At 72.7% G+C, this 23,244-nt stretch carries 20 protein-coding genes and 1 pseudogene; 11 read left to right on the forward strand and 10 right to left on the reverse strand.

What is annotated here, in order from left to right:
- Positions 1-148: 148 nt before the first annotated feature.
- The 3 genes from AB0G01_RS34695 to AB0G01_RS34705 all read right to left on the reverse strand — a co-directional run bounded on the left by AB0G01_RS34695 (position 149) and on the right by AB0G01_RS34705 (position 2,699).
- Positions 149-1,048, reverse strand: a complete 900-nt coding sequence (locus AB0G01_RS34695; protein ID WP_360954989.1) for a hypothetical protein — start codon at positions 1,046-1,048, stop codon at positions 149-151.
- A gap of 202 nt (positions 1,049-1,250) precedes the next feature.
- On the reverse strand, positions 1,251-1,877 hold the full coding sequence (locus AB0G01_RS34700; protein ID WP_360954992.1) for a helix-turn-helix domain-containing protein: 627 nt from the start codon (positions 1,875-1,877) through the stop codon (positions 1,251-1,253).
- A gap of 144 nt (positions 1,878-2,021) precedes the next feature.
- On the reverse strand, positions 2,022-2,699 hold the full coding sequence (locus AB0G01_RS34705) for an MBL fold metallo-hydrolase (protein ID WP_360954995.1): 678 nt from the start codon (positions 2,697-2,699) through the stop codon (positions 2,022-2,024).
- Positions 2,700-2,826: 127 nt separating this feature from the next.
- Between AB0G01_RS34705 and AB0G01_RS34710 the strand changes: the two genes are divergently transcribed.
- Entirely contained in the window at positions 2,827-4,008 is a 1,182-nt protein-coding gene (locus AB0G01_RS34710; RefSeq protein ID WP_360954998.1) for an acyltransferase, read from the forward strand.
- Here the strand turns inward: AB0G01_RS34710 and AB0G01_RS34715 are convergent.
- Positions 3,981-4,655, reverse strand: a pseudogene (locus tag AB0G01_RS34715) (maleylpyruvate isomerase N-terminal domain-containing protein); the annotation flags it as partial. The gene AB0G01_RS34710 and the pseudogene AB0G01_RS34715 sit on opposite strands and share 28 nt — an antisense overlap.
- A gap of 228 nt (positions 4,656-4,883) precedes the next feature.
- Between AB0G01_RS34715 and uvrA the strand changes: the two are divergent.
- Both uvrA and AB0G01_RS34725 read left to right on the forward strand, forming a co-directional pair.
- A complete protein-coding gene (gene uvrA, locus AB0G01_RS34720; RefSeq protein ID WP_360955001.1) occupies positions 4,884-7,760 on the forward strand; it encodes an excinuclease ABC subunit UvrA in 2,877 nt (958 codons plus the stop codon).
- A 206-nt stretch (positions 7,761-7,966) separates the two neighbouring features.
- Entirely contained in the window at positions 7,967-8,431 is a 465-nt protein-coding gene (locus tag AB0G01_RS34725; RefSeq protein ID WP_360955004.1) for an SRPBCC family protein, read from the forward strand.
- A gap of 112 nt (positions 8,432-8,543) precedes the next feature.
- On the opposite strand, the gene AB0G01_RS34730 is transcribed toward AB0G01_RS34725, so the two are convergent.
- Genes AB0G01_RS34730 through AB0G01_RS34740 form a run of 3 tightly spaced genes read right to left on the reverse strand, consistent with a single transcriptional unit; the run spans position 8,544 to position 12,732 of the window.
- Complete coding sequence (locus tag AB0G01_RS34730; RefSeq protein ID WP_360955007.1) at positions 8,544-9,938, reverse strand: gluconate:H+ symporter; 1,395 nt, start codon at positions 9,936-9,938, stop codon at positions 8,544-8,546.
- Positions 9,935-11,599: a D-aminoacylase gene (locus AB0G01_RS34735; RefSeq protein WP_360955010.1), complete on the reverse strand. Its 1,665-nt coding sequence runs from the start codon at positions 11,597-11,599 to the stop codon at positions 9,935-9,937. The genes AB0G01_RS34730 and AB0G01_RS34735 overlap by 4 nt, the downstream gene beginning before the upstream one ends.
- Complete coding sequence (locus AB0G01_RS34740; protein ID WP_360955101.1) at positions 11,536-12,732, reverse strand: amino acid deaminase; 1,197 nt, start codon at positions 12,730-12,732, stop codon at positions 11,536-11,538. The genes AB0G01_RS34735 and AB0G01_RS34740 overlap by 64 nt, the downstream gene beginning before the upstream one ends.
- 174 nt (positions 12,733-12,906) lie before the next feature.
- On the opposite strand from AB0G01_RS34740, the gene AB0G01_RS34745 reads away from it, so the two are divergent.
- Genes AB0G01_RS34745 through AB0G01_RS34755 form a run of 3 tightly spaced genes read left to right on the forward strand, consistent with a single transcriptional unit; the run spans position 12,907 to position 15,055 of the window.
- Complete coding sequence (locus AB0G01_RS34745) at positions 12,907-13,878, forward strand: sugar kinase (RefSeq protein ID WP_360955013.1); 972 nt, start codon at positions 12,907-12,909, stop codon at positions 13,876-13,878.
- Positions 13,875-14,624, forward strand: a complete 750-nt coding sequence (locus AB0G01_RS34750) for an IclR family transcriptional regulator (protein ID WP_360955016.1) — start codon at positions 13,875-13,877, stop codon at positions 14,622-14,624. Before AB0G01_RS34745 ends, AB0G01_RS34750 begins: the two co-directional genes overlap by 4 nt.
- Before the next feature lie 44 nt (positions 14,625-14,668).
- Entirely contained in the window at positions 14,669-15,055 is a 387-nt protein-coding gene (locus tag AB0G01_RS34755; protein ID WP_360955019.1) for a RidA family protein, read from the forward strand.
- A 151-nt stretch (positions 15,056-15,206) separates the two neighbouring features.
- Here AB0G01_RS34755 and AB0G01_RS34760 read toward each other — a convergent pair whose 3' ends face one another.
- Entirely contained in the window at positions 15,207-17,486 is a 2,280-nt protein-coding gene (locus AB0G01_RS34760; RefSeq protein ID WP_360955022.1) for a helix-turn-helix domain-containing protein, read from the reverse strand.
- A 210-nt stretch (positions 17,487-17,696) separates the two neighbouring features.
- Between AB0G01_RS34760 and AB0G01_RS34765 the strand changes: the two genes are divergently transcribed.
- A complete protein-coding gene (locus AB0G01_RS34765; protein ID WP_360955025.1) occupies positions 17,697-18,299 on the forward strand; it encodes a hypothetical protein in 603 nt (200 codons plus the stop codon).
- 19 nt (positions 18,300-18,318) lie between these two features.
- Here AB0G01_RS34765 and AB0G01_RS34770 read toward each other — a convergent pair whose 3' ends face one another.
- Both AB0G01_RS34770 and AB0G01_RS34775 read right to left on the reverse strand, forming a co-directional pair.
- Positions 18,319-19,725: a S8 family serine peptidase gene (locus AB0G01_RS34770; RefSeq protein ID WP_360955028.1), complete on the reverse strand. Its 1,407-nt coding sequence runs from the start codon at positions 19,723-19,725 to the stop codon at positions 18,319-18,321.
- Positions 19,726-20,318: 593 nt separating this feature from the next.
- Positions 20,319-20,669, reverse strand: coding sequence for a recombinase RecA (locus tag AB0G01_RS34775; RefSeq protein ID WP_360955031.1), 351 nt, complete (start codon positions 20,667-20,669; stop codon positions 20,319-20,321).
- A 265-nt stretch (positions 20,670-20,934) separates the two neighbouring features.
- Here AB0G01_RS34775 and infC point away from each other — a divergent pair, with 265 nt between their 5' ends.
- From infC to AB0G01_RS34795, 4 genes are all read left to right on the forward strand, one after another.
- The gene (infC, locus tag AB0G01_RS34780) at positions 20,935-21,546 is read left to right on the forward strand and encodes a translation initiation factor IF-3 (protein ID WP_360955034.1); all 612 of its coding nucleotides are present in this window, start codon (positions 20,935-20,937) and stop codon (positions 21,544-21,546) included.
- A 70-nt stretch (positions 21,547-21,616) separates the two neighbouring features.
- Entirely contained in the window at positions 21,617-21,811 is a 195-nt protein-coding gene (gene rpmI / locus AB0G01_RS34785; protein ID WP_360955037.1) for a 50S ribosomal protein L35, read from the forward strand.
- A 64-nt stretch (positions 21,812-21,875) separates the two neighbouring features.
- Complete coding sequence (gene rplT / locus AB0G01_RS34790; RefSeq protein ID WP_360955040.1) at positions 21,876-22,265, forward strand: 50S ribosomal protein L20; 390 nt, start codon at positions 21,876-21,878, stop codon at positions 22,263-22,265.
- Positions 22,262-23,098: an RNA methyltransferase gene (locus AB0G01_RS34795; RefSeq protein ID WP_360955104.1), complete on the forward strand. Its 837-nt coding sequence runs from the start codon at positions 22,262-22,264 to the stop codon at positions 23,096-23,098. The genes rplT and AB0G01_RS34795 overlap by 4 nt, the downstream gene beginning before the upstream one ends.
- The last annotated feature ends 146 nt before the right edge of the window (positions 23,099-23,244 follow it).

Below are 23,244 nucleotides of genomic sequence, written 5' to 3' on the forward strand. Positions count from 1 at the left end.
GCCACCACGCCGCAGCCGAACCTGCCCCCGCGTGGTCAAACGCGCCATCTCCAAACACCGCGCCAAAGGCACCATCGACCGCACCAACCACCGCATGACCACCCACATCACGATCATGACCGGCTTGACACCCGACACACCGCCCTAACTACGCGGCATTGGGGTTAACGGGCAACCGTCCGGCGGTGATCAACCGCCGGGCACGGTCCACGAGTAGGGCCATCCGGTCGTCGGTAGCCCCGTGCTGTGCCGCACCCGTCTCGGGGGCGATTTGCCTGTACTGCGCGTCGGTAGGGCCTACTGGGATGCCGTGGTCGAGGTCCGCGAACGCCGACCAGATCACCGGCAGCACCGCCACCGCGCCGACCGCCACCAGTGGGCCGATCGCGTGGGCGAGGAGTTGCATCGCGTCGAACCGCGACCACGGCACCGACACCCACGGCAGATACGGCCACACGTTCAACGTCAGCGTCACCGTCAGCGCTCCGTACTCGACCACCGCCAGGTGAGGGTGGCGCAGGGTCCGGCCGCGGGTCGCCAGGTACGCCCGTGCGCCGACTATCACCAGCAGCACCGCCGAGATCACCGGCCCCACCGCCCACGCGCCCCACCACGCCGCGCCCCGCTCGGACATCGACCGGGTCAGGGTGTGGTGCACGCCTGTGGTCGACCAGCCCAGCGCTCCGACCAGCGCGACCAGGGCCACGACGGTGAGTGCCAGGCGCACCCGTGCCGCTTGCCACGCTCGTGCGGCCGGGTCCTGGGCCAGCGCGTGCAAGCGGGCGGCCTCAGCGGCGCGCTTGCGGGAGCGGCGCACGCGGTCGGTGTCGAGCAGCAGTGGCGTGGCGTCGGCCTGCAACTCCAGCAGGGCGTGTGCCTCGTCCACCTCGGCACGCAACTCCCGGACCCGCCTGGTGGCCGGCGGCTCGACAGCCGGAGTTGGGTCGGGCATCGCCGGGACCTGCTCGGCGACGTACCTCTCCAACTCCGCCACCACGCGTCGCACCTCGTCGTCGTCCGGTTCGGGCATCGGGAATGCCGTGGTCATCGCAGCACCTCGCAGCCCACGCCAGGGCAGTCGGTGAGGTGCCAGGTTCGATGCCGTGCCATGTCCGGCCTCGACAAGGAGTTCGTCGCGTTGCATAGACGCTCGGCGGTGGTCCGGTCTTCCATGCAGTCCGCCGGAGACGGCTGGCTATCCGGGTGGGACTCGAAGCCCAGTTTTGGGTAGGTCCGGTGAACTCGCTGGCTCATCGCACACCTGCCAACCGCTGCGGAGCGCACCGCGGGCACGGAGTCGAGCAGGTGTGGTCCTCGTCGGTCCAGATCACACGTGCACTGACAGGGTCACCCGATCGGGCGTCGCATTGCCCACACTCCGGCGGCAGCGTCGAGCGCCCACCGGGCGCGCTCGGCGAAGGGCGGTTACTTGGACGGTTGAAGGACGGTTCGGGCGTCATGCTGACGCCCCGCTTGGTCGCTGTTGACGCCCCGTTCGTGCGCTGCTGACGCCCCGTGCTGGTCAGCGGGGTATCATCTTGACGCCCCGACGACCGGGCTGTGGACAACCTCGCCAACAGCGCCAAGTCGTAGACCTGAGGACGCTGGTCGGCGCGTTCGATCCGGGCATCCCGGACGCGGGTGTTGCCCTTGCGGATCAGGCCCAACTCCTCCAGTGACCGCAGGGCGCGCTGAACGGTCCTCCTGGACAGCCTGGTGTAACCGATCATGCGTTCCACCGACGGGAACGCTTCGGTGCCGTCCGGGCCTGCGTCGTTGGCCAGCGCGATGAGCGTGATCGCGAGAGCGGCGGCGTCTTTGCGGTCGGTGGGGATGGGGGCGTGGTTCAACGCCCAGTTGATCGCCTCGATGCTCACGGTTCCACCACCGGTGAGCGCGAGTTGCGGCACGATGTGCGCACGGTCGGACCTCCAGCGTCCGATCGAGGCCCCGTCGTGCTGGTGCAACAGCAGACGGGGCCGCCTGATAGTCAGGCGGCCCCGTCCGGGAAGTGCTTCAGCTCACCAACCTCGCTCGCGCCACTCGCCGAGCTTGGGGCGTTCCACGCCCAGCGTGGAGTCGTCGCCGTGGCCCGGGTAGAACCAGGTGTCGTCGGGCAGTTCACCGAAGACCCGGGCTTCCAGGTCGTCCACCAGGCTCGCGAAGTCCTCCGGGCTCGTCGTCCGTCCAGGGCCGCCCGGGAACAGCGAGTCGCCCGTGAACAGGTGCGCCCGGCCCGTCGGCTCCCGGTACAGCAGGGCGATCGAACCCGGGGTGTGGCCGCGCAGGTGGATCACGTGCAGGGTGACCTTGCCCACCAGCACCTCGTCACCGTGTTCGACGAACTGGTCCGGGGGGATCGGGAGGACTTCGGCGTCCAGGGCGTGGGCGACGGTGTTCGAGCCGTTCGCGCCCGCCACCGCTCCCAGCGCGCCCCAGTGGTCCGGGTGGCGGTGGGTGGTCACCACCGTTTTCAGGCGGGGGCGGTCGAGGCCGTGGCCCACGAGGTCCGACAGGCGGGTCGGGTCGGCGGCGGCGTCGATCAGGAGGGCCTCGTTCGTCGACCGGCACACGAGCAGGTAGGCGTTGTTGTCCATCGGGCCCACGGAGATCTTCGTGATGCTCAGTTCGTCCAGCGTGCGGCGGGTGGCCGGGCCGTTCGGCTCGACGTGGCCCGTGTAGTCCTCTAGTACGTCCACGAGCGCCGACGGTAGCCGAACCGGCACCCTTCAGCGTCCCCACAGGTTGGTCCAATAGGCTCAGTAACGATCAAGCTCCACCAGACGACGCCATTTGAATACGCTCCGAACTGGGTAACTCGCTCTCGTGCCAACACCTCGCCGGATCAACTGGGATGTCCTGCGCGTCCTCGCGGTGGCTGCCGTGCTCTTCCAGCACGCCACCCACGCGGGGCCGTCCGTGCACCCGGAACTCGGCCCGCCCGCCTTCACCGTCTCCCTGGAGATGGGGGCGAGCACGCTCGTCGTCATCTCGGCGTTCTTCGCCTGCGCTTCGCTGGCCAAGGGCGAACCCGGCCGCTTCCTGCGCAACCGGCTCGCCCGCCTGCTCCCGGCCTACGCCGTCGCGGCCGTGCTGACCTACTTCGTGCTGACCCGGCTCGCCCCCGAGGGCTGGAGCCGGCTCGAACTGCGGGACCTGGTCGTCAACGTCTTCATGGTGCAGAACTGGTTCCCCGACGCCCGCCTGGTCGACTTCTCCTACTGGACCCTGCCGGTCCAGGTGACCGGGTTCGTCGCGGGCGCGGTGCTGGCCTCCCGGGTGCGCGGCAACTCCCTGCGGGTCCTGCTCTGGGCACTCGTCGTGGGCCCGCTGGTGCTGCGGTTCTGGACCGGGGACCCCGGCCTGGTGCGCACCTTCTACGACGGTCTGGGCGTCCACCGCGCGCAGCTCTTCGCGGCGGGCGTCGGCCTGTGGCTGTGGTCGAAGGACCGGCTCGGCACCAGCCACCTCGGCGCACTGCTGGTCGCCGCGCTCGCCGCCCAGGCGATCCACAGCGACGACCTCAGGTCCACGGCCGGGCTCGGGGTGATGCTGCTCGCCGTCGCCGCCTGCGCGAAGGGGCCGGACTGGGACGTCCGGCCGGTGCGGCTGCTGCGCCGCCCGATCAAGTGGCTGGCCGGCATCTCCTACGGCGTCTACCTCGTCCACCAGGAGATCGGCTACGTGGTGATGGCCGCCGTCGCACCCCACGGCCCGTGGGTGGAGCTGGCCGCGTTCCTCGGGGTCGCGGTCGGGCTCGGCTGGCTGCTGACGACGTTCGTCGAACGGCCCGCCCACCGGGCGCTGACCGCGAGTTCGCGCCCGCTCCTGGTGCGGTGGGTGCTCGCGCTCCGGTTGAGCTCGGCTCAGAGCCACCTGGGCAGCGCCGGCGCGGTCCCGCTCAGCAGCGCCCCGCTGCGCCGGCCGGTGAGCCACCCCAGCGCCGTCGCCGCCGACCCCGCCACGGCGGTCTCCCCGGCGGTCGCGGTCAGCTCCCAACTGCGCTGACGGCCGTCCGGCAGGGTGACGTCCAGCCGCACGGCGGGCACGTCGGCCCGCCCGGCGTACTGCTCGACCGCGCCGTCCACGAACCCCTCCAGCAGGTGCTCGGGGAGGTGCTCGAACTCCACCCCGGCGTCCAGGTCGACCAGGTGGAACCACACCTCGCGCAGCCGCAGCCACGGCACCCGGTGCGCCGGGAACGGCCCGCTGACCGGGTGCGCGACCTCGGACTCCCACGCGGTCGACGGCAGCTCGCCGGCCGCGATCCCGAACCGCCGGCACGCCGCTTCCAGGTCGGCCCGCAGCAGTTGCGGCAGCCGGGTCGCGCCCTCGGCGATGTCCGCGTCGCGGTCCGCCGGGCTCGGGTACATCTGGTGCTCCACACCGGTCTTCGCCCAGGTCAGGAGGTTGACCAGGGCGTCGGCGTTGCGGGCCAGGTGGGTCACCACGTGCGCGCGGCTCCACCCGGGCAGCAGGCTCGGCGCGCGCAGCGCGGCCGGTGCCAGCCCCTCGACCGCCCCGTACAGCTCCAGGGTGGCCCGGTTCACCTCCGCGAGCCCCGTCACGGCGTCCTGGACCGCGGCGGACTGCCCGCGCGGCGCGGGTACGCTGGTCTCGGCGGGCCCGACCCGGGTCGCATCAGCGAAGCTCATGAGCACCTCATCCCCGACGTCTGCGGCCGAATGGCCTATCGTTCCAGCGTAGGGCTGTTCGCTACCGACCGGTAGAGCCGTTGGCGCACGATCGCGGACCCGCCCGCCCGTTTTTGTCGGTGGTCGCCCCTAGCCTGGTGACCGCCTCCCCGACAGGCCCGCCGAGGTGGTCCAGTACGCTTTTCGAACGTCTGTTCGGGGGATGGTCGAATACCGAAGGGAACCGTTGTGGCTGACCGCCTTGTCGTTCGCGGCGCGCGCGAGCACAACCTGCGGGGGGTGGACCTCGACCTGCCGAGGGACAGCCTCATCGTGTTCACCGGGCTCTCCGGCTCGGGCAAGTCCAGCCTGGCGTTCGACACGATCTTCGCCGAGGGCCAGCGGCGCTACGTCGAGTCGCTGTCGGCGTACGCGCGCCAGTTCCTCGGGCAGATGGACAAGCCGGACGTCGACTTCATCGAGGGCCTGTCGCCCGCGGTGTCCATCGACCAGAAGTCGACCAGCCGCAACCCCCGGTCCACGGTGGGCACCATCACCGAGGTCTACGACTACCTCCGCCTGCTCTACGCCCGCGCGGGCAAGGCCCACTGCCCGACCTGCGGCGAGGCGATCTCCAAGCAGACCCCGCAGCAGATCGTCGACCAGGTCCTGGCGATGAGGGCGGGCACCAAGTTCCAGGTGCTCGCGCCGGTGATCCGGGGTCGCAAGGGCGAGTACCTCGACCTGTTCTCCACGCTCCAGGCGCAGGGCTACTCGCGGGCCAAGGTCGACGGCGCGGTGTACGCGCTGGCCGAGGTGCCCAAGCTCAAGAAGCAGGAGAAGCACCACATCGCGGTCGTCATCGACCGGCTGAGCGTCAAGGCGAGCTCGAAGCAGCGGCTGACCGACTCGGTGGAGACCGCGCTGCGGCTGGCCGACGGCCTGGTCGAGCTGGAGTTCGTGGACGTGCCGGAGGGCGACCCGGAGCGTGTCCGCGGCTTCTCCGAGAACCTGGCCTGCCCGAACGGCCACCCGCTGGCGATCGAGGACCTCGAACCCCGGTCGTTCTCCTTCAACTCGCCCTACGGCGCGTGCCCCACCTGCACCGGCATCGGCGTGCGCAAGGAGGTCGACCCGGAGCTGGTCGTCCCGGACGACGAGCTGTCGCTGGCGGACGGCGCGATCGCGCCGTGGGCGTCGGGCCAGACCGCCGAGTACTTCGGCCGGCTGCTGGAGGCGCTGGGGCTGGCCATCGGCTTCCGGGTGGACACGCCGTGGCGGCAGCTCCCCGCGAAGGCGCAGAAGGCGGTCCTGCACGGCTCGACCGAGCAGGTCAACGTCCGCTACAAGAACCGCTACGGCCGCGAGCGCTCCTACTACGCCGACTTCGAGGGCGTCATCCCGTTCCTCGAACGGCGGCAGGAGCAGACCGAGTCCGACCAGATGCGGGAGAAGTACGAGGGCTACATGCGGGAGGTGCCGTGCCCGGTGTGCCAGGGCACCCGCCTCAAGCCGGAGATCCTCGCGGTCACGCTGCACCACGGGCGCAAGGGCGACAAGTCCATCGCCGAGGTGTGCGCGATGTCGGTGGCCGAGTGCTCGGACTTCCTCGACGGCCTCAAGCTCGCCAAGCGCGAGTCGATGATCGCCGGCGCGGTGCTCAAGGAGATCCAGGCCCGCCTGCACTTCCTGCTCGACGTCGGCCTCGACTACCTGTCCCTGGACCGCGCCTCGGGCACGCTGTCCGGCGGCGAGGCGCAGCGCATCCGGCTGGCGACCCAGATCGGGTCCGGGCTGGTCGGCGTGCTCTACGTGCTGGACGAGCCGTCGATCGGCCTGCACCAGCGCGACAACCACCGGCTGATCGAGACCCTGACCCGGCTGCGCGACCTGGGCAACACGCTGATCGTCGTGGAGCACGACGAGGACACCATCCGCACGTCGGACTGGGTGGTGGACATCGGTCCCGGCGCGGGCGAGCACGGCGGCGAGGTCGTGCACAGCGGCCCGTACCAGGAGCTGCTGGCGAACGAGAAGTCGATCACCGGCGCGTACCTGTCCGGCCGCCGGGAGATCCCGATGCCCGCGACCCGGCGCAAGGTCGACAAGAAGCGCCAGCTCACCGTGGTCGGCGCGCGCGAGCACAACCTGCGCGGCATCGACGTGGCGTTCCCGCTGGGCTGCCTGGTGTCGGTGACCGGCGTCTCCGGGTCCGGGAAGTCGACGCTGGTCAACGACATCCTGGCAACCGTCCTGGCGAACAAGCTCAACGGCGCGCGCCAGGTGCCCGGCCGGCACACCCGGATCAGGGGCCTGGAGCAGGTCGACAAGCTGGTCCAGGTCGACCAGTCGCCGATCGGCCGCACCCCGCGCTCGAACCCGGCGACCTACACCGGCGTGTTCGACAACATCCGCAAGCTGTTCGCGTCGACCACCGAGGCGAAGGTTCGCGGCTACCAGCCGGGCCGGTTCTCGTTCAACGTCAAGGGCGGTCGCTGCGAGGCGTGCGCGGGCGACGGCACGATCAAGATCGAGATGAACTTCCTGCCGGACGTCTACGTCCCGTGCGAGGTGTGCAAGGGGGCCCGGTACAACCGGGAGACCCTGGAGGTGCACTACAAGGGCAGGACCATCGCCGAGGTGCTGGACATGCCGATCGAGGAGGCCGCGGGCTTCTTCGAGCCGATCAACTCCATCCACCGGCACCTGCGGACCCTGGTCGACGTCGGCCTGGGCTACGTCCGGCTGGGCCAGCCCGCGCCGACCCTCTCCGGCGGTGAGGCGCAGCGCGTGAAGCTGGCCTCCGAGCTCCAGAAGCGGTCGACCGGCAAGACGGTCTACATCCTCGACGAACCGACCACGGGCCTGCACTTCGAGGACATCCGCAAGCTGCTCGGCGTGATCAACGGGCTGGTGGACAAGGGCAACTCGGTGATCGTGATCGAGCACAACCTGGACGTGATCAAGACGTCCGACTGGGTGGTCGACATGGGGCCGGAGGGCGGTTCGGGCGGCGGCACGGTCATCGCCGAGGGCACGCCCGAGGACGTCGCGGACGTGGCCGACAGCTACACCGGGCAGTTCCTGCGCGAGGTCGTGGGCACGGCCGAGGCCGCGACGGGCTGATCCGCCCGCCGTCCCGAGTTCGACGAGCGCCCGGTCCGAGGTGGAGCCCGACCCACCCAGGACCCGACCCATCCGGGCCGGGCGCTCCGGTCGTGACGGTCCGTGGCGAACCCGAAGCGGGGAGGAGTGCCACACCACCCCGAATCCGAGTATCGCCCGGATGGCCCATTGGAGGGCCTCGCCGTGCTGGACGACGATCTACGACCATGGCGTTGAACTCGTACCGCTTCCGCAGCGTCTGGCTGGTGGATGCCCCGCCCGGCGAGACCTTCGACGTGCTGGCGGACCTGGCCGGGTACCCGCGGTGGTGGCCGGAGGTCCGCGAGGCGCGGCAGGTCGCGGACCGGGCCGCCGAGCTGCGCTGCCGGTCGTTGCTGCCGTACGACCTCGTCTTCGAGACCTGGCACAACGCGAACGACCCGGAACAGGGGCTGCTGCGCGCGGACCTGGTGGGGGACTTGGAAGGCACGGCGAGCTGGCGGGTCGGGTCGGAGGGCGCGGGCACGCGGTTGGTCTACGAGCAGGAGGTGGAGGTGCGCAAGACCCTCCTGCGCCGGATCGCGCTGATCAGCCGCCCGCTGCTGAAGGCCAACCACGAGTTGATGATGCGGCACGGACAACACGGGCTGCGCGTGTACCTCGCCGGTTTCCAGGCGGCTCGACGGGCGTAGCCGGGCGGCCGGGACGTCGAACGGCAGGGGAAGCCGGACGGCCGGGACGTCGAACGGCCGGGAAAGCCGTACGGCCGGTGCCCGCCGGGACGCCCCGGCGGGCACCGGCGCGTCACACGACGAGGCTCAGCAGGGCGGCGACGCCGAAGCCCACCACCGACAGGATGGTCTCCAGCACCGTCCACGTCTGGAGGGTCTCCTTGACCGACAGGCCGAAGTACCGCGACACGATCCAGAACCCGCCGTCGTTGACGTGCGAGGCGATGATCGAACCGGACGCGATCGCCATCACCACCAGCGCGAGCTGCGGTTGCGAGTAGCCGAGCTCGCCGACGACCGGCGCGACGATCCCGGTCGTGGTCACGATCGCCACGGTGGCCGAGCCCTGGGCGATCCGCAGCGCGCAACTGATCACGTAGGACAGCGCGATCACCGGCAGGCCCAGGTCGGCCAGCGACGTCGACAGCGCCTTCCCGACGCCGGTCGCGGAGAGCACCGCGCCGAAGAACCCGCCCGCGCCGACCACCAGCAGGATCATCGCGACCGGCCGCAGCGACGCCGCCGACAGCTCGGTGACCTGCTCGCGCGTCATCCCGCGCCGGTAGCCCAGCAGCCAGAACGCCAGCAGCACCGCGATGGTCAGCGCCACGGCCGGCGTGCCGAGGAACGCGAACACGCCGAGCACCGCGGACCCCTTGGGCAGCAGGATGCTGCCGAACGTGCCGGACAGGATCAGCACCAGCGGCACCGCGATGATCCCGAGCACCGTCGACAGCGGCGGTTCGGGCCGCGACTGGTCGCCGCGCAGCTCCTCGGCCGCCGCGAGCATCTCCTCGGGCACCGGCACGACGATCTTCTTGCCCACCCACGCGGAGAACAGCACGCCGCCGATGAACCACGCCGGGATCGCCACGGCCAGGGCCATGATGATGATCCAGCCCAGCGACACGTGCAGCAGCCCCGCCGCCGCGACCGGGCCGGGGTGCGGCGGCATGAACGCGTGCATCACCGACAGGCCCGCCAGCAGCGGCAGCGCGTAGAGCACGATCGACCGGCCGCCGCGCTTGGCCGCCACGTAGACCAGCGGCGCGAGCACGAAGATGCCGATGTCGAAGAACACGGGCACGCCGAACACCAGGCCCGCGAGACCCATCGCCAGCGGCGCGCGCTTCTCCCCGAACGCCCGCAGCAGCGTGCGGGTGAGCACCTCGGCCCCGCCGGACGCCTCCAGGATCGACCCGAGCAGGGTGCCCAGCCCGATGATGGCGGCGACGTGCCCGAGGATGCCGCCGAAGCCGTTCTCCAGCAGCGTCCCGGACGCCTTCTGCGCCGAGCCGACGATCTGCTCCACCGGCAGGCCCGCCGCCAGCGCCACGGTCAGGCCGACGATCAGCAACGCGATGAACGGCTCCACCCTGAGCCGGATGATCAGCACCAGCAGCAGGGCGATGGCCAGCCCGGACAGGGTCAGCAGCCCGCCGGTGCTGTGCTGCAACCAGTCGATCACGCGCGGCCTCCGGGGTTGCGCAGGGAGTGGCCGGCCAGCGCGCCGGTCGCCCGGCCGTCGTCGATCACCGGAACCCCGTTCACCAGCACGTACGGGATGCCCGCCGCGACCTGCCGGGGCTCGTCGAACGTCGCGGTGTCGCTGACCGCGTCGGGGTCGAACAGCACCAGGTCCGCCGCCCAGCCCTCCCGGACCAGCCCGCGATCGGTGAGGCGCAAGCGCCGGGCGGCACGCCCGGTGAGGTGCGCGACGCACTCCTCCAGCCCCAGCACGCCCAGGTCCCGCACGTACCGGGCGAGGTAGCGCGGGAACGTGCCCCACGCGCGCGGGTGCGGCCGGTCGCCGACCAGCAGCCCGTCGCTGCCGCCGGTGTGCGCCGGGTGCCGCATGATCGCCTGCACGTTCTCCTCGTGGCCGACGTGCATCAGGCACGACGTGCCGAGGCGTTCGGCGACCAGCACGTCGAAGTACAGCTCGGCGGGCGCGCGCCCGGCGGTCCGCGCCGACTCGGCCACGCTGCGCCCGACCAGGTGCGCGTGCTCGGCCTTGCGCACGCCGTTGATCTCGATGGCGTCCCAGTCCACCGGCACGCCGTGGCAGCCGTCCGAGCCGGTTTCCTCGATCTCCACCCTGATCCGCTCGCGGGTGTCCGGATCGGACAGTCGCGCCAGGGTCGCGTCCGGGCCGCCCTCGCCGCTCCAGCTCGGCAGCAGCGCGGACAGGTAGGTCGCGCCGGGCAGGTACGGGTAGGTGTCCAGGGTGATGTCCACGCCGTCCGCGATCGCGTCGTCCAGCAGCGTCAGCAGCTCGCCCGCGCGGCCCCGGTTCACCTCGAAGTTCATCGTGGCGTGCGCCAGGTGCAGCGGGCAGCCCGACGCCCGCGACACGTCCACCATCTCCGCGTACGCCTCCAGCGCGCCCGCGCCGTAGCTGCGGTGGTGGGGGCTGTAGTACCCGCCGAGCTCGCCGACCACGCGGCACAGCGCGACGAGTTCGTCCACGCCCGCGTACATGCCGGGCGTGTAGGTCAGGCCCGAGGACAGGCCGATCGCGCCCTGCGCCAGCGAGTCCGCCAGGACCGCCCGCATCCGGTCCAGCTCCGCCTCGGTGGCCGGCCGGTCGTCCCAGCCGACGCACAGCATCCGCAACGTGCCCTGCGGCACCAGGTAGGCGGCGTTGACCGCGATACCCCGGTCCAGCCGGTCGAGGTACTCGCCGACCGACCGCCAGTTCCAGTCGAACCCGGCCGGGTCGTCGTTCCAGCCCGCGAGCTGCCCGCGCAGGGCGGCCAGGACGGCGTCGTCCACGGGCGCGTAGGACAGCCCGTCCTGGCCGAGCACCTCGGTCGTCACGCCCTGGGAGACCTTGGCCAGGTGGTCGGGCCGCGCGAGCACCTGGAGGTCGGAGTGCGAGTGCATGTCGATGAAACCGGGCGCGAGCACCAGGCCGCCCGCGTCGACCGACCGCCCCCCGCCCACGTCGCCGATGCCCGCGATCCGGCCGTCCCGCACGCCCACGTCCGCCCGGTAGCCGGGCGCGCCCGTGCCGTCCACCACGAGCGCGCCCTTGAAGACGATGTCCACGCCGCCGCCCTTTCTCAGAAGTACGTGCGCACCAGGTCCACCACGGTGGTGCCGTCGACCACCGGAAGCAGTTGCCACTTGTCGAACACCGTGCAGGGGTGGGACAGGCCGAAGCCGACCCAGTCGCCCACCTCGACCGCCGCGCCCCCGGGCAGCGCGAGGAAGGTGTGCTGATCGTTGAGCGCGGTCACGGTCGCGTCCAGGGGCCGGTGCACGCCGTCCCGGCCGCGCACCACCTGCGGCTCGGGGAGCCCCTCGTCGAAGGACGCGTCCCGCTTGCCCATGGTCAGCAGCGCCAGACCGGGTTCGGGGCGGGAGGTCACCTGCGCCCACGCGCGCAGCGCGGACCGGAACGGCTGCTCGCCCGCGACCCGGCCGAACGGCGAGATGCCCCGGTAGAAGCCGTCGTCGTGGGTCACGTACGCGCCGCTGCGCACCACGGGCAGCACCGGGAAGGGCCACGGCCCGCCCAGCTTCGCCGCGACCTGGTCGAAGTAGGCGCTGCCGCCCGCCGTGACGATCGGCTCGGCCACCTCGACCAGGTCGTGGACCTCCACGACGAACGCGCGCAGGTCGTCCAGGTAGGCGTCCACGGTGGACAGGGCGGCGGGGGAGGCGTCGTGCGCCAGCGCGCCCTCGTAGCCGGCGACGCCGGCCACCCGCAGCGCCGGGCTCCGCGCGGCGGCACGGGCGACCTCGGCCGCCGTCGCCCGGTCCCGCGCCCCCGTGCGCCCACCCGGCGCACCCAGCTCCACCAACACGTCCACCGGCCGCGCCACCGCGCCGAGCGCTTCGGTCATCCGCTCCACGCCCGCCACCGAATCGACCCAGCAGGTGAACTCGAACGACGGGTCGGCGGCCAGTTCGGCGGCCACCCAGGCGAGTCCGGCGGGGTCCACGAGCTGGTTGGCCAGCAGCACCCGGCGCACCCCGAACGCCCGGTACACCCGCAGTTGGCTGGTGTTCGCGGCGGTGATGCCCCACGCGCCGAGCTCCAACTGGCGGGCGAAGAGCTGGGGGGCCATGGTCGTCTTGCCGTGCGGGGCCAGCAGCACGCCGTGCGCCGCGCACCACCGCGCCATGGTGACCAGGTTGTGCTCCAGCGCGGCGGCGTCCAGCACCACCAGCGGGCCGACGAAGCCGTCGGTGAACAGGTCCGGCCGGCGGTCGGCCACCTCCGCGACGGTCGCGCCGAACGCGCTCGCGGGCATGCCCTTGAACCGCCAGTCGACCCGCTCCGCGCGGATCGCGGCCACGGCGTCGTGGTCGATGTCCACTGTCTCGCTCCTCACGTTGCATCTTCCGCAACGGCTATTGCGCGATGTGATGATTCTTTGTGTAACATTCGGCTGCCGCCTCGTCAATCAAAGGGCTCGGAGGAGCGGATGCGGTTCGACCTAACGGGCGGCGTGGTGTGCCTGGGCGAGACCATGGTGGTGCTGGTGCCCGCCGAGTCCGGTCCGGTGCGCGGGGTGCGCACCTGGACCCGGGCAATCGGTGGGGCCGAGTCCAACGTGGCCATCCACCTGGCGCGGCTGGGGCTGCGCAGCCGGTGGGTGGGCGCGGTGGGCGACGACGCGTTCGGCGGTGCCGTGCTGGACTTCGTGCGCGGCGCGGGCGTCGACGTGTCGGGGGTGCGGGTGGACCCGACCCGGCCCACCGGTCTCTACGTGAAGGAAGCGGACGCGGCGGGCAGCCCCGTCCGGTACTACCGGCGCGGTTCGGCCGCGTCCGCGCTGGGGCGCGACGCGCTGGACCGGCTCGACCTCGACGGCGTGCGGCTGCTGCACCTGAGCGGCATCACCGCCGCGCTCTCCGATAGCTGCCTGGACCTGGTGCGGGAAGCGCTGTCCCGCCCGCGCCGGCACCTCGTGTCCTTCGACCTCAACTGGCGGCCGGCGCTGTGGTCGGACCGCGACCCGTCCGTGCTGCTGGACCTGGCCGACGCGGCGGACATCGTGCTCACCGGCGCGGACGAGGCCGAAGCGGTGTGGGGGACCGGCGACCCGGCCAAGCTGCGCGCCCTGCTGCCCGCACCGCGCACGATCGTGGTCAAGCAGGGCGACCAGGGCGCGACGCTGGTGGAGGACGACGTGTCCACCTACCAGCGGGCGCTCAAGGTCGACGTCGTGGAACCGGTGGGGGCCGGCGACGGGTTCGCCGCCGGCTACCTGGCCGCGCACCTGGCCGGCCTGGAACCGGCCCGCCGGCTGCGCGCCGGGCACCTCCAGGCGGCTGCGGCCCTGCTCACCAGCGAGGATGTGGGCGAACCGCTGCCAGCCGGGGTGACCGGGCCGCTGCTGGACGCCGATCCGGCGACGTGGGCCGCCGCGCACCTGAGGAGACGAGTGGGATGAGTCAGAGCCTGGACCGGGCGTTGACCCTGATGGGGGAGCTGGCGAAGGGTGCCAAGACGCTCGACGAGCTGTCCGCGGTGATCGAGGTGCACAAGTCGACCACGTTGCGGTTGCTGCGCACCCTGGAATCGCACCGGTTCGTCCGGCGCGACGGCGTGCACCACTACCGGCTCGGTGCGGCGTTGTTCGACCTCGCCAACCGCGCGCTGGAGGAGCGGGACGTGCGCCGTGCCGCCGAACCCGCCCTGCGCGACCTCAACGCCCGCTTCGGGTACACCGTGCACCTGGCGTCCTACGAGGGCGGCGAGGTCATCTACATCGACAAGTACGACAGCACCCACCCGATGCGCATGTACTCGCGGATCGGCCGGCGCGCGCCGCTGCACTGCACGGCCGTCGCCAAGGTGCTGCTGTCGGACATGCCGGAAGCCCGCCGCCGCGAAGTCGCCGCGACCATCGACTACGTCCCGCTGACCGCGAACACCATCACCACGCCCGCCGCGTACCTGGAAGAGCTGGAACGGGTGCGGGCCCGCGGGTACGCCGTGGACAACGCCGAGCACGAGGACTTCATCCACTGCCTCGCCGTGCCCATCCGGGGCGCACGCGGCGAAGTCGTGGCGGCGGTGTCGATGTCCGTGCCGAAGGTGATGCTCGACTTCGACGGCCTGCTGGGCCACCTGCCCGACCTGCTCGCCGCCGCGCGGGCCGCGTCCCTCGAATGCGGCTGGTCCCCGCGCGACTGATCCACCCGACCCGACCGAGTCACCACCGACACAGGAGAACGAGCATGCCCAAGACCGAGATCCGCACCCCGAACGCACCCGCGCCCGTCGCCGCCTTCTCGCAGGGGGTCCGCAAGGGCAACGTGCTCCAGGTCGCGGGCCAGGTCGCGTTCGACCCGGCGAGCGGCGCGATCGTCGGCGAGACCGTCGCCGAGCAGACCAAGCAGGCGCTGGCCAACGTCGTCGCCGTGCTGGAGGCCGGCGGCGCGTCGCTCGACGACGTGCTGATGCTGCGCGTCTACCTGACCGACACCGCCCACTTCGGCGAGATGAACGAGGCGTACGGCCAGGTCGTCACCGCGCAGCCGTTCCCGGCCCGCACGACGGTCTACGTCGGCCTCCCGGCGGGCCTGCTCGTGGAGATCGACGCGCTCGCCGTGGTCGGCGACTGACCGTGACCTCGGGGCGGGGCACCGACTGACCGGGTGACCCCGCGTACTTCTGCCGGTTGTTCTGCGTGGTGCCGGGCCAGACCCGGCGGTTGACTGGGGACATCCCAATCGCGCGCCACGGAAGGAACACCCGGCGATGGCCAGGAACGCATCACCGATCGGCTGACCGCGATTCGGCGGCCCGCGAACGGCACTCGGCTGCCGCACCCGGGTCGCCGAGCTCGTCGTGCACCTCGGCCAGCACCTCCCACACCGCACCCGCCCGGTGGTGCCGGTGGCCGGTGGCGAGGGCCGCCGCCCCCACCAGCTCCACCCGCGCCCCGGCCGGGTCGCCGAGCCGGTGCAGCGCCAACCCGCGCAGGTAGCGGGCGTCGCACGTGCTGCCGGGCGCGGTGGCGGCCACCGAGTGCTCCAGCGCCGAGGTCGCGGTCGCCAGGACCTCCGTCCAGCGCCCCAGCTCCACCAGGCTCTCCGCGGTGCGCACCAGCAGGCTCGCCTGCATCTCGTCGGCCAGCAGCGGCGACACGTCGAGCAGCCCGGACCGGACGTTGGCCACGAGCTGCCGCTGCACCCGCACCGCCTCCTCGTAGCGGCGCAGGCCGTGCAGCACCAGGGCCAGGCACGACGCCGAGATCTGCTCACCCAGCGGGAACCCGGCGCGGTGGAACAGCTCCCGCGCCCGGCCCGCGCTCTCCCGCGCCGCGTCGAGGTCACCCGACCGCATCTCCGACGCGGCCCGGTAGTGTACGGCCCACCCCTGCTCGACCACGTCCCCCGCCGCGACCGCCGCGCGCCACGCCTCGTCGTGCAGCGCCAGCGCCTCGTGGGGCCTGCGCAGCAGCACGCACAACGTCCAGGTCAGGAAGTTGAGCTGCACCGCCTCGTCGCGCACGCTGCCCAGCGCCCGCGCCGCCGCGATGCCCGCCGTGAAGACCTCGGCCCACGTCGCGCCGTGCCCGCGCTGGTCGGAGTACCAGTGCACGGCCGTCGCCAGGTCGAGCACCTCGCGGTGCACGCCGTGCGCGGCGGCCCACCGCAGCGCGCCCACCCAGTTGCCGCTCTCGGCCGACAGCCACGCGTCCGCGTCCTCCCGCCCGCGCAGCGCACCGGCGGGCTCGGTGCGGGCGGCGGCCCCGAAGAACCCCGCCGCCGTCGCGGCCCGCTCCAGCAGCCACACCACCACCCGCCGCCGGGTGTCGTCGTGGTCGGGCTCCTCGGCGGTCAGCCGCTCGCCCGCGAACACCCGCACCAGGTCGTGGAACGCGTACCGGCCCGGCGTGTCGGCGGTGTCCAGCAGGCTCATGTCCACCAGCTCTTCGAGCGTGTCCTCGGCCTCGTACCGGTCCAGCCCCGCCGCCACGGCGGCCGGCTCCGCGGTGAAGGTCGCGCCGGGCAGCAGCGACAGCCGGCGGAACACCAGCGCCGCCTTGCCGTCGAGCTGCCGGTAGGACATCTCGAACGCGGTCCGCACCTGGAGGTCGCCCGCGGTCAGCGCGGTCAGCCTGCGCCGCTCGTCGGCCAACTGCCCGGCCAGGTGCGCCACCGTCCACTTCGGACGGCTGGCCAACCGGTTGCCCGCGATCCGCAGCGCCAGCGGCAGGTGACCGCACAGCCTGGCCACGTCCCGCGCCGCCGCCGCCTCCGCCGTCACCCGCGACCGGCCCGCGATCGCGCCCAGCAGCGCCACCGAGTCGGCGTGCTCCAGCACGTCCAGCCCGAGCCTCGTGACGGCCGCCAGCCCGCCCAGCACCTGCCGCGACGTGACCAGCACCAGCGACCCGAGCCCGGTCGCCAGCAGCGGCCGGACCTGCGCCTCGTCGGCGGCGTTGTCCAGCACGATCAACGTCGACCGCTCGCGCAGCAGCTCCCGGTACAGGTCGGACCGCTCCGCCTCGCTGGCCGGCGGGGTCTCCACGCCCAGCGCCAGCAGCATCCGGTGCACCACCTCGGCCGGGTGCACCGGCCGGGCGTCCATGCCGCGCAGGTCGAAGAAGAAGCACCCGTCCGCGAACCGCGACCCGAGCCGGTACCCGGCGCGCACCGCCAGCGCCGTCTTGCCCGCGCCCGGCGGGCCGTGCACCACGACCACGGACGTCGGACCCGCCTCGGCCGCGTCGGCCAGCACGGCCAGCGCCCCCTCCCGGCCGGTCAGGTCCGCGATGTCCGGCGGCAGCGCGCACGGGGCCACCGCCACCTGCCGCCGCGCCCGCCCGTCCTTGGCGGCGGCCACCAGGGCGTCCGACTGGTCCCGGTCCAGCGCCAGCACCGCGGCCAACGCCTCGACCGTGCGCCGCTGCGGGCCCTTCGCCCGGCCGCGCTCCATGTCGCTGATCGCGCGGACGCTCACACCCGAGCCGCCCGCCAGCTCTTCCTGGGTCAGCTTCACGCGCTGCCGGTGCCCGCGCAGCAGATCGCCGAAGGTCGTCCCCACGCCTTCCGACCCTAGTCTGCGCGGCGGGCCTCCCGGCACCGAGCAACATCACACCCGACTCGCGGGCCGTGATCAGCGGCGACGACCGGCCCGCGCACCCCGCCGGCGGCGGGCACCGGCCGTCGGCCGCGCGGCACCCGGCCGACCGCCGCCCGAACCCGGCGCGCGGCGAGCCGCACATCCGGCGGTCCGACTGGTATTGCTTCGGGCATGAAGTGGTACGCGGACCGGCCCGGCCGGTTGTGGCGACAGTTGACCGCCGACCTGCTCGCGGCGGTGTGGGTGTGGTTCTGGGTGACGGCGGCGCTGGCCGCCCGGGACACCGTGCTGGCGCTGCGCGCCCCCGGCGACCACCTGTCCCGCGCGGGCGGCGGGCTGCGCGACACGTTCGCCGACGCCGCCGCCAAGGCCCGCGACGTGCCGCTGGTCGGCGGGAAGCTCGGCGAGGCCCTGGACAAGGGCCGCGACGCGGGCGGCACCCTGGTCGACGCCGGGCGCACCCAGGTCGAGGCGGTCGAGACCTCGGCCCTGTGGCTGGCGGCCGCGCTGGTCGCCGTGCCGGTGGCGTTCCTGCTCGTCACCTGGCTGCCGCTGCGGCTCCGCTACGCCCGCAAGGCCGCCGCCGTCGCCCGGCTGCGCGACATCGGCCGGATCGACCTGCTCGCGCTCCAGGCCCTCACCACGTTGCCGCTGCGCGAACTGGCCCGGTTCGAGGCCGACCCGGCCGACGGCTGGCGGCGGCGCGACGTCGCGGTGGTCGAAGCGCTGGCGGCCCGGCAGCTCGCGGTGTGCGGGCTGCGCGGCGTCGGGTGAGCCCCGACGCCGCGCGCGCTCACCGCCTGCGGTGCCAGAACACCTCGCCGGACGGGCCGTAGAGCACGACGTTCCCGTCGTTCTGCACGACCAGCCGGTCGGCCGGGCGGCCCCAGGTCCGGGTGGACCAGCGGGCCACCTCGGTCGGCGAGTACAGCACGAAGTTCCCGTCGGACTGGAGGACCGCCCGGACCGCGTCACCGCCCCCGGTGCCGGTGGACCACAGCGCCTCGCCGTACGCGGTGTAGAGCACCAGGTTGCCGTCGGCCTGCATGGTCAGCCGGTGCGCGCCGTCCGGCGACCGCCTGCTCTGCCCGGCGTGGAGCGACTCGCCGGGGGTCACCCGGTCCGCGCCGGCCGGTGCGGCCGTGACCACCCCGGTGTACAGCAGGCGGTTCGGCGTGCCGGCGGCGTCCGCGACCCGGCCGCGCGTGGTGGCGTAGGAGATCGCCGCGCGCACCGCCGCCGGCGGGTCGGTCGGGCGCACCGAGAGGTGCAGCGCCACCGCGCCGGTCACGTGCGGCGCGGCCATCGACGTGCCGTCCATGTACATCGTGGCCGTGTCGTCGGTGTGCCAGGCGGACCGGATGCCCGCGCCCGGCGCGAAGAGGTCCGCGCACGCGCCCTTGTTCGAGAACACCGCCCGCCGGTCCGCGTGGTCCGACGCCGCGACGGTCAGCGCGTCCGGCACCCGCGCGGGGGACGCGCCGCACGCGTCCTCGTCGCGGTTGCCCGCCGCGACCGAGTACGTGATGCCCGCGTCGATCGAGCGCTGCACGGCCGCGTCGATCAGGTCGTTCGCGCCGGCGCTCAGGCTCATGTTCGCGACGGCCGGCTTGACGTGGTTGGCGGTCACCCAGTCCACCCCGGCGAGCACACTCGCGACCGTGCCGGAACCGTTGCACCCCAACACCTTCACCGCGTGCAACCGGACCTGCCCGGCCACGCCGTGGGCGGTGCCGCCGACCGTGCCGGCGACGTGCGTGCCGTGGCCGTTGCAGTCGGTGTCGTCGGCGTCCAGGGTGTTCGCGTCGAAGCTCGCGCGCCCGCCGAAGTCCTGGTGCGACGTCCTGATCCCGGTGTCCAGCACGTAGACGTGCACACCCGCGCCGGTCTCGGCGTCGTCGAACTCGCGGTTGAGCGGGAGGTCCCGCTGGTCGACCCGGTCCAGCCCCCACGACGGCGGGTCGACCCGGTCGGTCGCGGCGCGGACCACCCGGTCCTGCGCCACTTGGGCGACCTCGGGGTCGGCGGCCAGTTTCCGGGCGGCGGATTCGCTCATCGCCGCGGCGAACCCGGTCACCGCGCTCCGGTACCGGTGGGTGATGCGCGCGCCCGCCCGGCTCGCGACGGCGTCGGCGCGGTCGGCCGCCTTGAGGACCACGAGGTAGCGGCCGGGGATCGCGTCGGCGCTGTTCGCACCCACGATGCCGGGCTGCGCCGGGGCGGGCTGGACTGGGGTGTGCCGGGCCGTGGTGGGCTGGGTTGAGGCGGGTGGTGCGGTGCTGGGTGGTGCCGTGCTGGGTGGTGCCGTGCTGGGTGGTGCGGTGGCGGGCGGTGCTGTGGTGGAGGGTGCTGGGGCGGGCTGCGCGGAGGCCGGTGCGGCGGCGAGTGCCAGGGCCAGCACCGTGCCGGCGGCGATCCCGGTCAGCGGTCTCCAGCGTCGTCTCCAGGGCGCGGCGAACTCTCCCATGACGGGTCTCCCCAGGTGCGGGTGCAGGGTGGCGGACGAGGTTCGCGCGAACCGCCGAGAAGCCTAGGCAGCCCGACCGCCGACCACAATCACTTCGGGTGTGATCCGGGAAAGTCGAGAAAGGCGTACCCCGGTTGGGAGCACCCCTCGCACACAGCTAACCACAGGGGTACGACAGCGCGGGGCGGTCGCGGCGATCCGCAGCGACCGCAGGCCACGGCGGTTCGCAACGATGACGGGGCCGCTGCCTCGCCGCGTCCCCGTCTCGTCTTATACCGCCCCGTTGGCTAGGTGCCCGTGCCGCTGCGGGCCGTCGGGAGAGTGGATCAGTAGACCGGGCCGGTGTACTTCTCGCCGGGGCCCTGGCCCGGCTCGTCCGGCACGGTCGACGCCTCGCGGAACGCGCGCTGGACGGACTGGAGGCCGTCGCGCAGCGGGCCCGCGTGCGGTCCGAGGTACTCGGCCGAGGCGGTGATCAGGCCGGCCAGCGCGGTGATCAGCCGGCGGGCCTCGTCCAGGTCGCGCAGCGGGCTCGTGTCGGGGTCCTCGTCGGCCAGGCCCAGGCGTTCGGCCGCCGCGGAGAGCAGCATGATGGACGCCTTGCTGATCACCTCGATGCTCGGAACATCGGAGAGGTCGCGGACGTTGTCGGTAGGCAGGTCGGTCACGGGAGCCATTCTCGCAACTGCCCCGGCCGGGTCGCCGGTTCGGGGGTTGACAAGGCCGTCTGGTAGTATTCTCCGCGCGACCAGTCCCCACCCGTGTGGGGACGGCAAGTGGAGCCCCGCTCCCACCCGCGTCCCACCGCTTCAGGTGGCCGGGTCCGGTCACCTCGACGGGTGGACTGCGCCCTTCGTTGTGCGATCGGTCGGAAGCGGGCCTCACACCGGGTAGGTGTGAGGCCTCTTGTCTTTGGCGCACAACGAATCACAAAGGACGTGAATGACAAGTCCCTCGAACCGGGGTCTCCCTGCCAGCACCGAGCCGCGCATCAACGACCGCATCCGCGGGCCTGAGGTTCGTCTGGTCGGGCCGAACGGCGAGCAGGTCGGGATCGTTCGCATCGAGGACGCGCTCCGACTCGCCCAGGAATCGGACCTCGACCTCGTCGAGGTCGCCGCGCAGGCACGCCCGGCGGTCTGCAAGCTCATGGACTACGGCAAGTTCAAGTACGAGAGCGCGCAGAAGGCCCGCGAGTCCCGCCGGAACCAGCAGCTCACGGTCATCAAGGAGCAGAAGCTCCGCCCGAAGATCGACCCGCACGACTACTTGACGAAGAAGGGCCACGTGGCCCGCTTCCTGTCGCACGGGAACAAGGTCAAGGTGACCATCATGTTCCGGGGCCGTGAGCAGTCCCGGCCCGAGCTCGGTTACCGGCTGCTCCAGAGGCTGGCGGAGGACGTCGCGGAGCTGGGCTTCGTCGAGTCGAACCCGAAGCAGGACGGCCGCAACATGATCATGGTGCTGGCCCCGCACAAGACCACGAAGACCCGCCCGGTGAGGCAGGACGGCGGCGACGCCGACGCCGACACCGCGGAGTCTGTCGAGGAGTGACCTCCCGGCCCCGGGCCCGGAGGCAAGCACGGCCGCCCCATCCCGGTGGCTGCACGAGACGAGGACGGAAATGCCGAAGAACAAGACCCACAGCGGGACCTCCAAGCGAGTGAAGGTCACCGGCAGCGGCAAGCTGATGCGGGAGAAGGCCGGCAAACGCCACCTGCTGGAGAAGAAGTCCAGCAAGCTGACGCGCCGCCTCTCCGGTGCCACCGAGGTCGCCAAGCACGACGCGCCGCGCTTGAAGAAGCTGCTCGGAATCTGAGCTTCACTCCCCCCGTGAACACCCGGGGCCCTGACCGGCCCCACGAGATCGACAGGACGGACCCGTGGCACGCGTCAAAAGGGCAGTGAACGCCCAGAAGAAGCGCCGTACCACCCTTGAGCTCGCCAGCGGTTACCGCGGCCAGCGTTCGAGGCTGTACCGCAAGGCCAAGGAGCAGGTGCTCCACTCGCTCAACTACGCGTACCGCGACCGCCGTGCGCGCAAGGGCGACTTCCGGAAGCTGTGGATCCAGCGCATCAACGCCGGTGTCCGCGCCAACGGCATGACCTACAACCGCTTCATCCAGGGTCTCCGCCTCGCGGAGATCGAGGTGGACCGCAAGATCATGGCCGAGCTGGCCGTCAGCGACCCCAACGCGTTCAGCGCGCTGGTCGAGCTCGCGAAGGCCGCACTGCCCGCCGACGTGAACGTGCCGATCGAGGACAAGGCCTGAGCGTCGCACCACGACCCGAGGGTGCTCCGTTCACCGAACGGACTCCTCGGGTCGTTGCCGCTCGACGCCTGACCCGCCGCCCCGGTCGCGACCGGGCCGGCCGGTTCCTCGCCGAAGGCGCGCAGGCGGTGCGGGAAGCACTGTCCTGGTCCGCCGCCGGGCGGGGGCGGGTGCACGAGCTGTTCGTCACCGCGATCGCCGCCGACCGCAACCCGGAGCTGGTGCGCGCGGCGGTGGACGCCGGTGTGCCGGTGAGCGGTGTGACCGACAAAGCGGCGGTGGCCCTCTCGGAAACCGTGACGCCGCAGGGCATTGTCGCCGTGTGCGACCTGATCGAGGTGCCGCTGTCGTTGACCGGCGCACGGCTGGTGGCGGTCCTGCACGGCGTGGCCGACCCCGGCAACGCGGGCACGGTCGCCCGGGTGGCGGACGCGGCCGGTGCCGACGCCGTGGTGTTCGCGGGCGACACGGTGGACCCGCACAACGGCAAGTGCGTGCGCGCGTCCACCGGCAGTGTGTTCCACCTGCCGATCTCGCGCTCGCGGTCGGCGGACGAGGTCTTCGCGGCCTGCCGCGCGGCCGGGTTGAGGTTGGTCGCGGCGGACGGTTACGCCGACGAGGACCTGGTCACGGCCGAGCTGCGCGGAGACCTGGAACGCCCCACGGCCTGGGTGTTCGGCAGCGAGGCGCACGGCCTGCCGGACGAGGTCGTGGCCGCCCTGGACACGTCGCTGAAGGTCCCGATCTACGGTGGCGCGGAGAGCCTGAACCTGGCCACCGCCGCAGCCGTCTGCCTCTACGCCTCGGCCCGCGCCCAGCGCGCGACCCGCTGACGGGGCAATACACCACCGCGCGACCCGCTGACGTCGCGACCCGCTGACGGCGCGAGCGCCACCGCGCGACACACCACCGCACGCCTCCTGACGCCGCGAGCGCCCAGCGCGCGACCCGCTGACGCCGCGAAAGCCCACCGCGCGAC

Source organism: Actinosynnema sp. NPDC023587 (assembly GCF_040640215.1).
Lineage (GTDB): Bacteria > Actinomycetota > Actinomycetes > Mycobacteriales > Pseudonocardiaceae > Actinosynnema.

Excerpts from the sequence above, each read along its gene's own strand:
- rpmI (WP_360955037.1), top strand. The coding sequence starts at position 21,617 with ATGCCGAAGAACAAGACCCACAGCGGGACCTCCAAGCGAGTGAAGGTC.
- AB0G01_RS34725 (WP_360955004.1), top strand. The coding sequence starts at position 7,967 with ATGGCGTTGAACTCGTACCGCTTCCGCAGCGTCTGGCTGGTGGATGCC.
- AB0G01_RS34755 (WP_360955019.1), top strand. The coding sequence starts at position 14,669 with ATGCCCAAGACCGAGATCCGCACCCCGAACGCACCCGCGCCCGTCGCC.
- AB0G01_RS34695 (WP_360954989.1), bottom strand. The coding sequence starts at position 1,048 with ATGACCACGGCATTCCCGATGCCCGAACCGGACGACGACGAGGTGCGA.
- AB0G01_RS34745 (WP_360955013.1), top strand. The coding sequence starts at position 12,907 with ATGCGGTTCGACCTAACGGGCGGCGTGGTGTGCCTGGGCGAGACCATG.
- AB0G01_RS34740 (WP_360955101.1), bottom strand. The coding sequence starts at position 12,732 with ATGCCCGCGAGCGCGTTCGGCGCGACCGTCGCGGAGGTGGCCGACCGC.
- AB0G01_RS34775 (WP_360955031.1), bottom strand. The coding sequence starts at position 20,669 with ATGGCTCCCGTGACCGACCTGCCTACCGACAACGTCCGCGACCTCTCC.
- AB0G01_RS34750 (WP_360955016.1), top strand. The coding sequence starts at position 13,875 with ATGAGTCAGAGCCTGGACCGGGCGTTGACCCTGATGGGGGAGCTGGCG.
- AB0G01_RS34765 (WP_360955025.1), top strand. The coding sequence starts at position 17,697 with ATGAAGTGGTACGCGGACCGGCCCGGCCGGTTGTGGCGACAGTTGACC.
- infC (WP_360955034.1), top strand. The coding sequence starts at position 20,935 with ATGACAAGTCCCTCGAACCGGGGTCTCCCTGCCAGCACCGAGCCGCGC.